Source organism: Occallatibacter riparius, assembly GCF_025264625.1.
GTDB lineage: Bacteria > Acidobacteriota > Terriglobia > Terriglobales > Acidobacteriaceae > Telmatobacter > Telmatobacter riparius.
In genome coordinates, this window is record NZ_CP093313.1 from 5,846,267 (window position 1) to 5,860,818 (window position 14,552).

The following is a 14,552-nucleotide window of genomic DNA, read 5'->3' on the forward strand; positions in this document are numbered from 1 at the left end:
AAGTCGCCGCGACCATCAGGGAGCGGAGACCCAGCAGGACGCCGGCGAGGACACAGAAACTCAGGAAATGCCGGAGAACCTTATGAGTACTCCCTGGGTCCGATGCCTGATCCTCGCCTGCGGAAACACGCTCCGCGGGGATGATGGCATCGGACCATTTCTTTGTTCCTGGGCCGGCGAGCGGTTCGCCGGCGAACCCGGCGTACAGACAATCGCGCGCCAGCAGTGGACCCCCGACCTCGCCCAGGACATCGCCAATGCTGAGTCGGTTCTCTTCATCGACTGCGCAGTCGACCTGGGACCAGGGCAGCTTCTGCTGCGCCAAATCAAGGCCGCCCCACCCGCGGCCGTTTCCACGCACCATTCCGGCGCCGCCGAGCTGTTGCGGCTCGCGCAGGATCTCTACAACGCCACACCGCGAAGAGCCTGCCTGCTAACCATCGGCGCCGGTTCCGTCGACCTTGGCGAAGAGTTCAGCGCGCCAATGCAGGCCGCGATCCCCAACGCCAAGGGGCTGCTTGAGCTCACCCTGCGGCAGTTACTGCGCCGCCCAACCGTCTAGCGGAGATAACCCGCCAGTTTGAATGAGTACGCGTAATCGCCCGCCAGCTGCGCCGGAAGCGTAATCTTCAACCCATTCCCTTCCGCCGCCGCAGTCAGTGTGTTCGTACTTCCAAGTTGGCTCACCCTCGCGTCCTGTTTCGCAGGCACATCCGCCAGCGTGAGCGTCTGCGCCTTCGGCTTCCCAATCACCGTCACGTACAGGTCGTCGCCCTTGCGTGTATACCGCACTTCATTGCCCTCAGCCGACTTCCCTTCTGCATGGGTCCAAGGCGTCGTGTCGTAGATGGCCTCGCCGTTCTGCTTCAGCCACGCGCCCAGCGCCTTCAGCCGCTCCATCTGCACTGGCGGAATCGTCCCGTCCGCCTCCGGCCCCACATCCAGCAGCAGGTTGCCGTTCTTGCTCACGATATCCACCAGGAGCGCAATCAGCTCGCCCGGCGCAATCGTCTCCTTCTCACCTTCCGCCCGGTTGTAGCCAAACGAGCGTCCCAGTCCGCGGCATTCTTCCCACTTCTTCTCGCTGATCTTGCTCAGCTTTTCGTACTCGGGCGACTTGAAATCCGCATGCTTGATGCCGAACCGGTCGTCAATCACGCCGTCGGGAATCGCGTTGTAATAGTCCGCCTCCACCTGCAGCGCGCGCCCGGTTTTCGGCCAGTCGATATCGTTCCACAGCAGCATCGGATGGTACTTCTCGATGAGCTCGTGAATCTGCGCGAACGCATAATCGCCGTACGCCTTCGACTGCGGCTTGACCGTCTCATAGTCCGACGCAATCCGGATCGGCCCGGCATTGAACGTCCAGTCGTAGCCGCCCGAGTAATAAAGCCCCATCTTCATCCCCTGCTTGTCGACGGCCTTGGTCAACTCGCCGACCAGATCGCGCTCAGCGTGCAATTCCGCCGGCTTAAGACTTGGGTTGGGATTCGGCGTCGTGCTCGGCCAGAGCGTGAACCCCTCGTGGTGCTTGCTGGTCAGCACAACGTAGCGCGCTCCGGCCATCTTGAATGCCGCCGCCATCGCATCGGGATTCCACTTCCTCGACTCCCGATTGAACTCCGGCGCGAACTCGTAATATCCCTTATCACCGTAGTGCTCGCGGTGATAGTGCGCCGTCGGCGAATCAGGCACCCGCATCGTGTTCAGATACCATTCCGCGTACGGGTCGTACTTGATGTAATCATTCGAAGAGAAATCATGATCCGGATGGGTCAGCGGCGCCCACCCTGGCACCGAGTACAAGCCCCAGTGGATGAAGATGCCGAGTTTGGCCCCAGCATACCAATCCGGCAGCGGATGCTTGTCCAGCGACTCTATCGTCGGCTCATATTTCTCCGGGGCCTGAGAGCGGAGACTGCTCGCACCCATCAGCAATGCAACCGCCACAGCACACAAAACGCCGGTGTTTCGCTTCATCTTGTTTCCTCTGTCGTGCTTCGAAGGAATCATAACAACCCAGACCGGGATGCCCTCTTCCATCACACCTTCATCGCGCGCAAAAAGAACGGCTGCACTCATCACATAGTGCAGCCGGGATTCGAATCGTACTTAAAGAATCAGAACGCTGCCACAGTCTGACGCAGGCTATAGGAGCTCAGCGTCTTGATATAGTTGCCGCGGTCGAACGGCGAGACATCCGGCACCGATCGCCGGCTCAGGCAGCCGCGGGTCCCGGCCAGCGACGTATACTCGCGCTTCTCCAGCCAGTACTGCAGATCGGCCAGCACGCGCCCAATGTGCTCGATGCCGTGAATGTGCAGCGCCGAGGCCATCATCGCTACCGAACCGCCGGCCATGATCGACTTCAGCACATCCTCTGCCGTGTGCACACCGCCGGTGATCCCGATATCCATATTGGTATGCCCATAGAGAATTGCCGCCCAGTGCAGCCTTGGCAGCAGCTCCGATGGAGTGGAGAAGTGCAGCGAAGGCCGTACCTCCAGCGTCTCAATATCGAAGTCCGGCTGGTAGAACCGGTTGAATAGCACGATGCCGCGAGCGCCCGCGTCTTCCAGGCACGCCACAAGGTGTGGAATGCTCGTGAACGACTGCGACAGTTTCACCGAAACCGGCACTTTGACCGCACGGCAGACGCCTTCCACCAGGTCGAGCAATTGCAGCTCAACATCGCGTGAGGTCTGGCTGCGATCCGTCGCCAGCGCATACGTATTCAATTCGATGGCGTCAGCTCCGGCCTGTTCCATCTCCTTTGCATAGCGCACCCAGCCGCCGCTGGTCGCGCCGTTCAAGCTAGCCAGGATCGGGATGCTCAGGGCCTCCTTCGTACGCCGCAGATAGTCGAGATAGACATCGTGCGTCATCCGATAGTCTGCCTGCTCGGGCAGGTAGTGCAACGACTCCGGAAACGAATCGGTGCCGCGCGAGAGGTCCTCATCCAGCGCCTGCGACTCCAGCGTTAACTGCTCTTCGAACAGCGATGTCAGCACGATCGCCGACGCGCCGGCGTCTTCCATCCGGCGCGCGTTATCCAGCGACTCTGACAGCGGGGTCGAACTAACCACGATGGGCCCTTTCAGGGGCAGGCCCAGGTAAGTCGTCTTAAGATCTATCATTCCGTCCCTCCGGCAGCTACCGGTTCAGGTTTCTCGCTCGGCTTTTCCACGGGAGCGATATGCGGGGTTTCACCGCGGCCCGGCATGGCGGCGCGGGCGCTGTAGACACGCCATTGGCGCTCCACATCGTCCTGCGCTTCCTTCAAAAGTTCTGCGGCCAGTTCCGGGTTTCCGCGAGCGAGCATCGTGTAACGCGCTTCGCGATAGGCATACTCCTTCAAGCGGATCGAGGGAGACTTCGAATCCAGCTGGAAGGGGTTCTTGCCTTCTTCGCGGAGCACAGGGTTGTAACGCATCAGCGGCCAGTAGCCGGACTGCACAGCCAGCTTCTGCTGTTCGAGTCCGTGCACCAGGTCGTAGCCGTGCGCAATACAGCTTGAGTAGGCGATGATGATCGACGGCCCTTCGTGCGCCTCGGCCTCCTGGAAGGCCTTGACCACATGCGTGTCGTTCGCACCCATGGCCACCTGTGCCACGTAAACGTAGCCGTAGCTCACCGCTTCCATTGCGAGGTCCTTGCGGCTGTTGCCCTTGCCGCTGGCGGCGAACTTCGCCACCGCGCCGCGCGGGGTCGCCTTCGACGCCTGGCCGCCCGTATTCGAATACACTTCGGTGTCGAGCACCAGCACGTTCACGTTCTTGCCCGAACCGAGCACGTGATCCAGTCCGCCAAAGCCGATGTCGAACGCCCAGCCGTCGCCGCCCAGGATCCACACGCTCTTGCGCACCAGCGAGTCGGCAATCGCCGACAGGTTGCGCGCATCGCTCGAGTCGATGCCGGCGAGCTTATCGCGCAGCACCTTCACCCGGTCGCGCTGCGCATTGATCTCCGTCTCCGTCTTCTGCGAAGCCGTGAGCAGCACGCTGACGAGTTCATCGCCCACCAGGTGCGCCACCCGCATCAGCAGCGTCTCGGCAAATGCCTTCTGCTGATCCAGAGCAACGCGCATACCGAATCCGAACTCCGCATTATCCTCGAACAGCGAGTTGGCCCACGTCGGCCCGCGTCCCTGCGCGTTCTGCGTATAGGGCGTAGTCGGCAGGTTGCCGCCATAGATCGACGAGCAGCCCGTCGCGTTCGCAATATACAGCCGGTCGCCGAACAACTGCGTCAGCAGCTTGATATAAGGCGTCTCCCCGCATCCAGAGCACGCGCCTGAAAACTCGAACAGCGGCTGCAGAAGCTGAAGATCCTTCACCTGCCCATGCGACAGTTTCGAGCGATCCACTTCCGGCAGCCCGAGGAAGAAGTCCCAGTTCTCCCTTTCCTTCTCGCGCAGCGGTTGTTGCGGAGCCATGTTGATCGCCTTGTGACTGGCGTCGCTCTTGCTCTTCACCGGGCACACTTCTACGCACACCCCGCAGCCAGTGCAGTCTTCCGGAGCAACCTGCAGCGTGTAGCGATCGTTCTCCATGCCCTTCCACTTGGGCTTTGCCCACTGGAAGTCCGCCGGCGCGTCTGTCGCCAGATCAGGGCTGTACACCTTCGAGCGAATCACGGCGTGCGGGCACACCATCACGCACTTGCCGCACTGGATGCACAGGTCCTTGTCCCACACCGGAATGAACTGCGCGATGTTCCGCTTCTCCCACTGCGCCGTGCCCGTGGGGAACGCGCCGCCGGCGGGCAATGCGCTCACCGGAAGCGAATCGCCCTTGCCGCTGGCAATCTGCCCAAGCACATCGAATACAAACTTCGGCGCCTTAGGCGAGAGCGAACCCACAATGTCGAACTCAGACGACACCACACTGGGCACATCCACCTTCTCCAGGTGCGCCAGCGCTGCATCCACGGCCGCGAAGTTCTTCTGCACCACCGCCTCGCCGCGCTTGCCGTAGGTCTTCTTGATCGCCTTCTTGATCTGCGCAATCGCCTCTTCGCGCGGCAGCACGCCGCTGATCGCGAAGAAGCACGTCTGCATGATGGTGTTGATACGCGTGCCCATTCCCGCATCGCGCGCCACCTTGTAGCCGTCGATCACATAGAACTCGATCTTCTTGCGGATGATCTCGTCCTGCACCGTCTTCGGCAGCGTCTCCCAAACCTCGTCCTTGCCAAACGGCGAGTTCAGTAGGAACACCGCACCCGGAATCGCCGGCTCCAGCACATCAATCTTCTCGAGGAAGCTGAAGTTGTGGCACGCAATAAAGCTCGCCTTCGAAATCAGATACGTCGACCGGATCGGCGTCGGCCCAAACCGCAGATGCGACGTCGTCATCGAGCCCGACTTCTTCGAGTCATAAACGAAGTAGCCCTGCGCGTAGTTGTCCGTCTCGGTTCCGATGATCTTGATCGAATTCTTATTCGCGCCCACCGTGCCATCCGACCCCAGTCCGTAGAACAGAGCGCGTACCGTCCGCGGGTCCTCGGTCGAAAAGTCCGGATCATATTCCAGGCTGGTATGGCTCACATCGTCATCAATGCCGATCGTGAAGTGATTCTTCGGCGCCGCCTTCGTCAGCTCGTCGAAGATGCCCTTCACCATCGCAGGCGTGAACTCCTTCGACGACAGTCCATAGCGCCCGCCGATCACCGTCGGCATGGCAAACGGCAGCGCATGCGCATTCTCCGCCAGCACTGTGATGATGTCCTGGTAGAGCGGCTCGCCCGTGGCTCCCGGCTCCTTGCAGCGATCCAGCACCGCAATCGACTTCACCGACTTCGGCAGCCCGCCGAGGAACGCCGAAGCATCGAACGGCCGGTACAGCCTCACCTTCAGCAGGCCGACCTTCTCGCCACTGCGGTTCAATGCGTCCACCGCTTCTTCCGCGGCCTCCGCACCCGAGCCCATCAGGATGATCACCCGCTCCGCATCCGATGCACCGTAGTAGTCGAGCAGGTGATACGCGCGACCAGTCTCCACGGCAAAGCGATCCATCACGGCCTGCACGATTCCCGGCACAGCCCTGTAGTAGGGGCTGCACGCCTCGCGCGCCTGGAAGAACACATCGGGATTCTGCGCGGTTCCGCGAATAATCGGCCGGTCCGGGCTCAACGCGTTCTGCCGGAATTGGATGATGTACTGGTCGTCCACCATCTCGCGAATCGTCTCGTCGCTGATCGGCAAAATCTTCCCCACCTCATGCGACGTCCTGAAGCCGTCGAAGAAGTGCATGAACGGAATTCGCGCTTCCAGCGTCGCCACCTGCGCAATCAGCGCCAGGTCCGCGCACTCCTGCACCGAGTTCGACGCGAGCATCGCCCAGCCAGTCGAGCGGCATGCCATCACATCCGAGTGGTCGCCAAAAATCGAGAGCGCATGCGTCGCCAGCGTGCGAGCGGTCACATGCATGGTCGCCGGGGTCAGCTCACCGGCGATCTTGAACATGTTGGGAATCATCAGCAGCAGGCCCTGCGATGCCGTAAAGGTCGTCGCGAACGCGCCCGCCTGCAGCGCGCCGTGCAGCGCACCCGCCGCGCCGCCCTCGCTCTGCAACTCCTCTACAATCGGCAACGCACCCCAGATGTTCTTCTTCCCCTCTGAGCGCCACTGGTCAGCCCACTCGGCCATTGGCGACGAGGGGGTGATGGGGTAGATCGCGACAACCTCGGACAGCCGATAGGCAACTGAGGCGGCTGCCTCGTTCCCATCCATAATGACCATTTCCTTTTCGCTCATTCCATTCCTCACAGCGCATCAGCGCTTCGTATAAGGCGTTACGGACACGGTTCCATCCGTGCTCGGATTCAAAGTTCCGCCCTAGTGAGTCTCTTCTCTGAGCCAGTGAGCCGCTGTGACGCGAGACACACGGGGGCAGCCAATTCCCGTATCGTGAAACATATCTCGCATTTTGCGGATAGCCAGTGGCCGGCGAGACTCGGGCACGCGTGAGGGTGAGCCTCGCGCCTGAGTGACCGAGAAGCTACGGCGGGTCTGTGTCAGCGGAGCCGACTGTCCTAAAAGTCGCGCTACGGGTACGCGCGTTCGGAGACTCGAGCGGCGCGACGAGCCATTTTGTTCGAATCCCGCCTACGTTTCAGCAGGTGCTCTATCACGCTGAGTAGTTCCGGGGGATGAATGCCCGGTGTTACCCGCTCGTCATACAGCTGGTCTTCCAGAAGGTCTCCGCGATGTCCGAGAAGGATGATCCGAGCATCCGGCCACCTTCGTCGAACATATTCAGCGCTGCGGCGCAAATCGCCTTTGGACTCGGTATGCTCCAGAACCGCAACGGAGATAGCCTCTGTCTCGTTAACCGAGAACGAGCAAAGATCCCAGTAGTTGCTCACCACCAAGAGGGTATAGCGATCCTCAGGGAGCAGTGCGAGGAGCAGACGATGATGCATCTGCGATGACCCGACACATAGGACCTTCAGTGCTTTCGCCATCTCGAGCCCTCCTTAACCTATTCGAGAGCCCGTTGTTAAAAACCGAGTAGTCCACGTAGCCTAGCCCAACCGTGACTCAATTGCAAGGGTTTCCCCTAGGTAACGTGCGCGAACTCGACCGCTGCGGACTGGTTCGAAGCAGGTAACAGCGGTCTTACGGGCGTGTGGACCAGATCTCCACCCTTCGCAAAGTCCATGAGGGGGGAATCCACGTCTCCCGGCTTTGGGGACCTGGGTAGGACGCCCGCGCTACCGCTTAATTTGGCCGTGCGCGGATGCGACGGACGATCAGTGACCCTCGGCACCCCTTCGTGTGGGAACGCGACAAAGCAGGCCCCCGTTATTGCCGACGACGCCACTGAACTGCGCCTCGATCACGCTGAGATAGCATCGAAACATGGCCAGGGTCAAAAGCCCGGAAAAGAGAGAAGCCCTCCTCCAGTCCGCCGTGCGTGAGATTGCCGAGTCGGGACTGGGGGTTTCGACCGCGAAAATCGCTAAGGGGGCAGGTCTCGCCGAAGGAACCATGTTCCGTTACTTTCCTTCGAAGAACGACCTGCTGAATGCCCTCTACCTCGAACTAAAAATCGAAGTTCTGCGCGCTATTGGGGCTGACTTTCCTCACAAAGCCGATCTGCGCGAACGTGCCCGGCATATCTGGACCGAGTATCTGCGCTGGGCGATGGATCGCCAGGCGGAACGCAAGGTCTCAGCGCTCCTCAATCTTTCCTCGGTCATAACGGAGGCAACCAGGGCGAAGCTGAGCGACGAACGTGGACCTATCGATCAAACCATGGAAGAGCTTGGAAGTCGCGGCGCCTTTAAGTTCCTGCCTGCAGGCTTCGCTGCGCATTCCATGACCGCGATGCAGGCAGCAGTAATGGAAATGGCATCCAGAAAACCGGCGCAAACAAAGGAACTGATCGAACAGGCCTTCGAGGCTTTCTGGAGAATGGCGAAATAGTCATCTTCCTTACCTAAAGAAATGAGCAACCACTCGCTCATTCTAGAATCTACCCAGACAGGAGGCCTCATTCATGGCTAAAGTCTGGCTAATTACAGGAAGCGGCAACGGTTTAGGACGCGATATTGCGGAGGCAGCGCTCGCAGCAGGAGACAGTGTCGTAGCTGGCGCACGACGCATAGACGAGCTCAAGCCCTTGGTCGAACAGTACGGAGACCAGCTCACACCCGTCACCTTTGATGTTCGCAACGAACAAGCAGCGAAGGCGGCTGTGCAGCTGGCTCTGGATACCTACGGAAGGCTGGATGTCTTAGTCAACAACGCCGGTTACGGATATTTCGCGCCCTTCGAGCAAATGACCTCCGAGCAGTTTCGCGATGTGGTGGAAACCTGCTTCTTCGGCGTTGTCTACAGCACGCATGCGGCCTTGCCCGTGATGCGCCGGCAAAGAAGTGGACATATCTTTCAGATATCCTCCATCGGAGGACGCATCGCCATGCCCGGCAATTCCCCCTACCACGCCGCGAAGTGGGCGGTTGGCGGATTCAGCGACTCCGTAGTCGCGGAAGTGGCTCCGCTTGGCATCAAGGTATGCACCCTCGAACCTGGTGGTATCCGAACGAACTGGGCACAGAGGGCCGGTGAAAACTCTCCTGAAGTGCTGCCGGAATACGAAGAAACCGTTGGTGCGATCTATAAGCTCCTGGCGTCAGTTCGCGGACAATCCGAGGGCGATCCCAAAAGGATTGCCGCACTCATCCTGAAACTCGCCAACTCGCAGGATCTCCCGAAGCGTCTGATACTTGGCAGAGATGCGGAGACCCGCGTTAAAAATGTCGAGTCCGCCCGGGCTGCAGAAGCCGAGCAGTACCGCGACTTGACCCTTTCGACGGTGTTTCCGGACGCACCCGAGATTCCGGGCCTGGTAAATCACTAGCGAAATTGGGCCGGGCTCGATCAATCAGGCATGGGTCACAAGGTTGCGTAGAACCAACAGCGCAGAGATCCTCAGCTTCACCTCTTCATAAGGCGCAAACCAAACCGCGGCGGGTGTCCATAGATAGTCCGCACCCGCCGCGGCCGGATATTGCCTCGGAGCCACTCGGCGTATAGTAGGGAGAACTTTAGCTCGCTGTCACGAGACGCTCTGAAGCAGAATGCGCCCGCTTCCCCAAGCGAGGGAGCGGTGGTGCGCGATGATTCTTCGGTCCTCGAGCTTGTGCATGGTTGTGCTTGCCATGGCGAGTTTGCTGTCAGGTCAGCAAAGCGGGCTCCAAGACCCCTCGCATGCGGCACTCTCGAAACTCCTCCCCGAGCCACTTCCATCCGGCGTCGTAGCGAAAGCCCCTCCAGGCTTCTATACCCCTGACAATCTCTATCAGTACATGGATGGCGCAGCCGACGTATTCGTGCTCTACGGCGTCCGCACGCTTTTGCATCTGGATGCGCGCGACCCCAGCGTGGATGTCACGGTCGATGTGTTCGATATGGGTAGCCCGGATGCCGCCTTCGGTATGTACGCCGCTGAGCGCGCGCCCGACTATCACTTCATTTCCATCGGTGCGGAAGCCTATCAGAACACCGGCATTCTGAACTTCGTACAGGATCGTTACTACGTAAAGCTGGCGGGGTTCGGCGAAGGAGCCGATGCCGCGCTGGAGACATGGGCGCGGACGCTTTCGTCCCGCATCGGCGCCAATCCTGCCCTTCCTTCGTTGTTAGCCCGGCTGCCGGCAGAAGGCCGTAAGCCGCACTCCGAGCAGTACATGCCCAACGATCCGCTGGGACATCCCTTCCTCGGTCCCGCATATGTGGCGGCATACAGCGCCGGCGAAGCTGAAAGCAAGTTGTATGTCACCGTCGCCCGCGACGATGCTGACGCGCTCCAGAGGCTGAAGCAGCTTCAGGAGCACTTTACCCGCACAGGCAAGTGCGCGGCCGCACTCGATCTCGCCGCGGGAACAATCCGCGGCCAGAACAGCTTCGAAGGAACCGTGATCGCGCGCACGGCGGGGCGTTACCTGCTGGTGCTATTAAATCCGGTGTCCGGAAACGAGCGGATCCTGACCAGCGCTGCGGACAACCTGAACTGAACATCAATCCGGGCGCCCGCTGCGGCAGGTTCTGCGAAGGCGCTCCAACTCAGCGAGGGAGTAGCAATGAGCGACGAGTCGCGCAGAGATTTTCTGAAGACCTGCGCATTGATTGGGGCCGCAATGCAATTGGGCGAGTTCGCCTCACCCGACGCGATTGCCGCCACTGCCGGTCCGGCACTCAGCATCGCCCACTACCGCAGCAGTCCGCAGGACGCAGCGGCCATTGCCGAGGAGGCTCGCCGCCTGACCATTGAAGCCGTGAACGGCCTCGGAGGGCTGGGGCGGTTCATCGGCAAAGGCGATGTGGTCTGGATCAAACCCAACATCGGCTGGAACCGCAGCCCGGAGCAGGCTGCCACCACCAATCCCGACGTTGTGGCTACCTTGGTTTCTCTCTCCTGGCAGGCCGGTGCCAAACGCGTCATCGTCAGTGACAACTCCTGCAACCCTTCAGTCCCATCGTTTGCGAGAAGCGGCATTCAGCAGGCCGCCCAGAAGGTCGGCGCAGACTGTTTCATCATGGATGACCGCAAATTCCGCAAGACCAGCCTGAAGGGGAAGGCTATTCCGGCATGGGAACTGTACGGCGATGTTCTGGAGATCAACAAGTTCATCAATGTGCCCATCGTGAAGCATCACGGACTTTGCAAAGCGACGCTCGGGATGAAAAACCTGATGGGCGTAGCCGGTGGCCAGCGCAACCGGTTTCATCAGGACCTGAACAACACCCTCGTCGATCTGGCCGCCTTCATTCGCCCCACGCTAGTCGTCATGGACGCCATTCGCGTGTTGACCGCCAACGGACCTGTGGGAGGCAACCTCGCCGACGTGAAGCGCAAGGACACAGTGGCGGCCGGAACCGACCAGGTGGCGATTGATGCATTCGGCGCCGGTCTCCTGGGCTACAAGCCGCAGGAGATTGGATACATCGTTGAAGGCAATGCGCGCGGACTTGGGACCATCGACTTCGAGTCGCTGAAACCGCGGCGCATCGAAGTCTAGCTGCAGCAAGAGTGAGAGCTTTTCATGATGCCACACCGAAATTCGTGGCGGGTTTGGCTCAGGCGTTTGACCCAGGGCGGATTCCTGCTGTTGTTCCTCATCTTGTTTCTGCAAGCCCGATACATGCCCGTCAACCAAACCGGACGGCACGTCAAGCTGTTCTTCCTCTTTGATCCCCTCGTTCTCGCCGCATCCTGGCTGTCGTCGCACCAGGTTGCCTCAGGGCTTCTCTTGTCGCTGGTGACGATCGGCGGAACGATCCTCTTCGGCCGCTGGTTCTGCGGGTGGGTATGTCCCTTCGGCGCGCTGCATCATCTTCTCACCGGCCTGCGGAAGCAGAAGGCCAAGCAGAAGATGCTGACAGACGGCTATTCGCCCTGGCAGAAGACAAAGTACTACGTACTCGCAACGCTTCTTGTGGCGTCGCTCTTCGGACTCAACCTCACCGGCTGGCTCGATCCGTTTTCGTTGCTCTACCGAAGTACAGCCATCGTCCTGTACCCCACGGGCAGCGATGGTGTGAAATCGCTGTTCGGATGGATTTATCAGGTTGATCCCGGCATCGCCAAACTCAGGCTCACCGCGGTGTCCGAGCCGGTCTATTCGTTCCTGAGCCGGACGATCCTGCCCTCCACTGACATTTACTTCTGCGGCATCGTCCTCATTGCCATTCTCTTCGCTGCCGTCATTTTGCTGAACCTCTACCGCGCACGTTTTTGGTGCCGGTATATATGTCCACTCGGCGCCATGCTCGGAACAGCCGGCAAGAACCCGCTCATCCAGATCAAGCGCAATGAGGATCTCTGCAACAACTGCCGCCTCTGCGTCGTCGACTGCCAGGGCGGCGCTGACCCCGATGTTCCGGACGGGTGGAAACCATCGGAGTGCTTCTATTGCTATAACTGTGAATCGGCCTGCCCCCATCAGGCAATCTCATTCGGTCTGCATGTTCCCGCAAGCAAGTCGGCGAGCACTCCCGCACCCTTGCGCTGGCTCTTGCACTTCGTCCGCGCGCCGCGCCAACAGAAGCTCGACCTGGGGCGGCGCTCCTTGGTCATCGCCGGCTCAGCGGGACTTGGCACCGTCCTGCTGGCGCGCGCGAGCGCCCAAGGCAAAGGCCATACCTGGAATCCCGCCCTGATTCGACCTCCCGGCTCCGTCGCAGAGGATGAGTTCCTGGGCAAGTGCATCCGCTGCGGCGAATGCATGAAGGTGTGCCCCACCAATGCCCTTCAACCGGCGTTGACGGAAGGCGGATTTGCCGGCCTGTGGACGCCGGTCCTGAACATGAAGCTCGGCTACTGCGAATATGAGTGCAACTTGTGCTCGCAGGTCTGTCCCACCCAGGCCATAGGAACGAACGCTCTCGAACAGAAGCAGCAGATCAGAATTGGCACGGCTTTCTTCGACCGGAACCGCTGCCTTCCGTGGGCCTTGGCGCGCACATGCATCGTGTGTGAAGAGCATTGTCCTACTCCAAAGAAAGCCATCTGGTTGCAAGAGGTGCAGGTGACCACGCCCGAGGGCGCCAGCCTTACCGTCAAACAGCCGCACGTCAATCCCGATCTTTGTATTGGCTGCGGCGTCTGCCAGAACAAATGCCCCTTAACCGATCAACGTGGTGTGTACGTAACCAGTGTCGGCGAGACGCGCAATCCCGGGAACCAGGCGTTGCTCGGCGGCTCCGAAGGATAACCCCTGCGGAGGCAGGATCGAACGGCTGTCATGCTGGAGGATACGATGAAAAGTTCTCATTCATGGAACCGCAGGGACTTCATAGCGAAGCCTGCAGCGTTTCTGGCCGCGTCGCAGTTGCTGGGCGCCTCTGACGCTTCCAAACTTCTGTTCGGGCAAACCGCTAAACCGGCGGCAGAGCCCGCTGTAGCGCCTTCCCGGCCCCTCTATCGCACCCTGGGCAATACCAAAATCAAGCTCCCCATCGTGAGCATGGGTGTGATGAATGCCGACATCCCCGGCTTGGTGCGCCGCAGTTACGAGATCGGGATTCGGCATTTCGATACCGCCGCAGGCTATCAGCAGGGACGAAACGAGCAGATGGTCGGCCAGGTAATCAAGGACCTGGGTGTTCGTCATGATGTAATCATCTCGACCAAGATTCCGCACCCGAGAACTGGCGGGCCATTATCGAGTACGCAGACCGCAGCAGTCAGACAGGCTGAGCTGAAGGCCCACTTCCTCAACGCGTTTGACGACTGCCTGAAACGGCTGCAGATGGACCACGTCGATATCCTCTACAACCATGCCTGCGACTCAGAAGAGCCGATCAACTCACAGGGTGCGCTGGAGGCGTTCACGCAACTCAAGAAAGAAGGCAAAGCGCGCTTCATCGGCATCTCGTCCCATCAGCCCGTCATGGCATTGAAGCAAGTGATGAAGCTGGGAGTGCACGACGTAGTGCTCGTGCCGATCAACTTCACCATGGCCGACAATCACGAATTGCTCGACACAATCGACCAGGCGGCCAGCAGGGGAATCGGCATCATCGCTATGAAGACACAGGCCGGCGGTACCATGCGGCCGGCTCCCAAGCTTGGCAAGCCGCTCACTCCAGCCAGTCAGACGGCCCTGCTCAAATGGGTGCTGCGCCACCCGTCGATCACGACCGCCATTCCCGGCTACACCACCTACGAGCAGATGGAGCAGAACTTCTCGGTCGCGTCCAATCTTGGTTACACTCCGGCGGAACAGCAGTTTTTTTCTAACGAGCCCTTTACCGCGGAAGCGCAGTTCTGCCGCCATTGCGGTCAGTGCGTCGCAGACTGCCCACTGGGTGTGGACATTCCAGAGTTGATGCGGTCGCACATGTACGCGGTCCAGTATGTGAATTACGCACTCGCTGCTCAAACCATGGCTGCGATCAGATCGGGCAGGGGGCTGGATGCATGCGAAGGGTGCACAGCCTGCCAGGCAAAGTGCCGCAATTCCGTCAACATTGCCATGAAGATAGAGACCTTGAAAGAGATCGCCTCCATCGGACGTAAGCTGGCGTGACCTGGTAATTC

The 14,552-nt window shown here is 60.1% G+C and carries 11 protein-coding genes; 7 read left to right on the forward strand and 4 right to left on the reverse strand.

Translation table 11 applies throughout. The features are described from left to right. Positions 1-82: 82 nt before the first annotated feature. The gene (locus MOP44_RS23960; protein ID WP_260792933.1) at positions 83-562 is read left to right on the forward strand and encodes a hydrogenase maturation protease; all 480 of its coding nucleotides are present in this window, start codon (positions 83-85) and stop codon (positions 560-562) included. Here the strand turns inward: MOP44_RS23960 and MOP44_RS23965 are convergent. From MOP44_RS23965 to MOP44_RS23980, 4 genes are all read right to left on the reverse strand, one after another. After that, positions 559-1,980, reverse strand: coding sequence for an alpha-L-fucosidase (locus MOP44_RS23965; protein WP_260792934.1), 1,422 nt, complete (start codon positions 1,978-1,980; stop codon positions 559-561). The genes MOP44_RS23960 and MOP44_RS23965 overlap by 4 nt on opposite strands. A 140-nt stretch (positions 1,981-2,120) precedes the next feature. Next, complete coding sequence (locus tag MOP44_RS23970; protein WP_260792935.1) at positions 2,121-3,137, reverse strand: dihydroorotate dehydrogenase-like protein; 1,017 nt, start codon at positions 3,135-3,137, stop codon at positions 2,121-2,123. Continuing rightward, a complete protein-coding gene (gene nifJ / locus MOP44_RS23975) occupies positions 3,134-6,757 on the reverse strand; it encodes a pyruvate:ferredoxin (flavodoxin) oxidoreductase (protein ID WP_260792936.1) in 3,624 nt (1,207 codons plus the stop codon). Before nifJ ends, MOP44_RS23970 begins: the two co-directional genes overlap by 4 nt. A gap of 290 nt (positions 6,758-7,047) precedes the next feature. Next, complete coding sequence (locus MOP44_RS23980; protein ID WP_260792937.1) at positions 7,048-7,467, reverse strand: hypothetical protein; 420 nt, start codon at positions 7,465-7,467, stop codon at positions 7,048-7,050. A 397-nt stretch (positions 7,468-7,864) separates the two neighbouring features. Here MOP44_RS23980 and MOP44_RS23985 point away from each other — a divergent pair, with 397 nt between their 5' ends. The 6 genes from MOP44_RS23985 to MOP44_RS24010 all read left to right on the forward strand — a co-directional run bounded on the left by MOP44_RS23985 (position 7,865) and on the right by MOP44_RS24010 (position 14,541). Continuing rightward, on the forward strand, positions 7,865-8,431 hold the full coding sequence (locus MOP44_RS23985) for a TetR/AcrR family transcriptional regulator (RefSeq protein ID WP_260792938.1): 567 nt from the start codon (positions 7,865-7,867) through the stop codon (positions 8,429-8,431). A gap of 73 nt (positions 8,432-8,504) precedes the next feature. Continuing rightward, entirely contained in the window at positions 8,505-9,368 is an 864-nt protein-coding gene (locus tag MOP44_RS23990) for an SDR family NAD(P)-dependent oxidoreductase (protein WP_260792939.1), read from the forward strand. A gap of 259 nt (positions 9,369-9,627) precedes the next feature. Further along, complete coding sequence (locus MOP44_RS23995; protein WP_260792940.1) at positions 9,628-10,524, forward strand: DUF6599 family protein; 897 nt, start codon at positions 9,628-9,630, stop codon at positions 10,522-10,524. Between the two features lie 66 nt (positions 10,525-10,590). Then, complete coding sequence (locus MOP44_RS24000; RefSeq protein ID WP_260792941.1) at positions 10,591-11,529, forward strand: DUF362 domain-containing protein; 939 nt, start codon at positions 10,591-10,593, stop codon at positions 11,527-11,529. Positions 11,530-11,553: 24 nt separating this feature from the next. After that, positions 11,554-13,224: a 4Fe-4S binding protein gene (locus MOP44_RS24005; RefSeq protein ID WP_260792942.1), complete on the forward strand. Its 1,671-nt coding sequence runs from the start codon at positions 11,554-11,556 to the stop codon at positions 13,222-13,224. Between the two features lie 45 nt (positions 13,225-13,269). Further along, positions 13,270-14,541 (forward strand): aldo/keto reductase, encoded by a 1,272-nt coding sequence (locus MOP44_RS24010; RefSeq protein WP_260792943.1) that lies wholly within the window; start codon positions 13,270-13,272, stop codon positions 14,539-14,541. Positions 14,542-14,552: the final 11 nt, after the last annotated feature.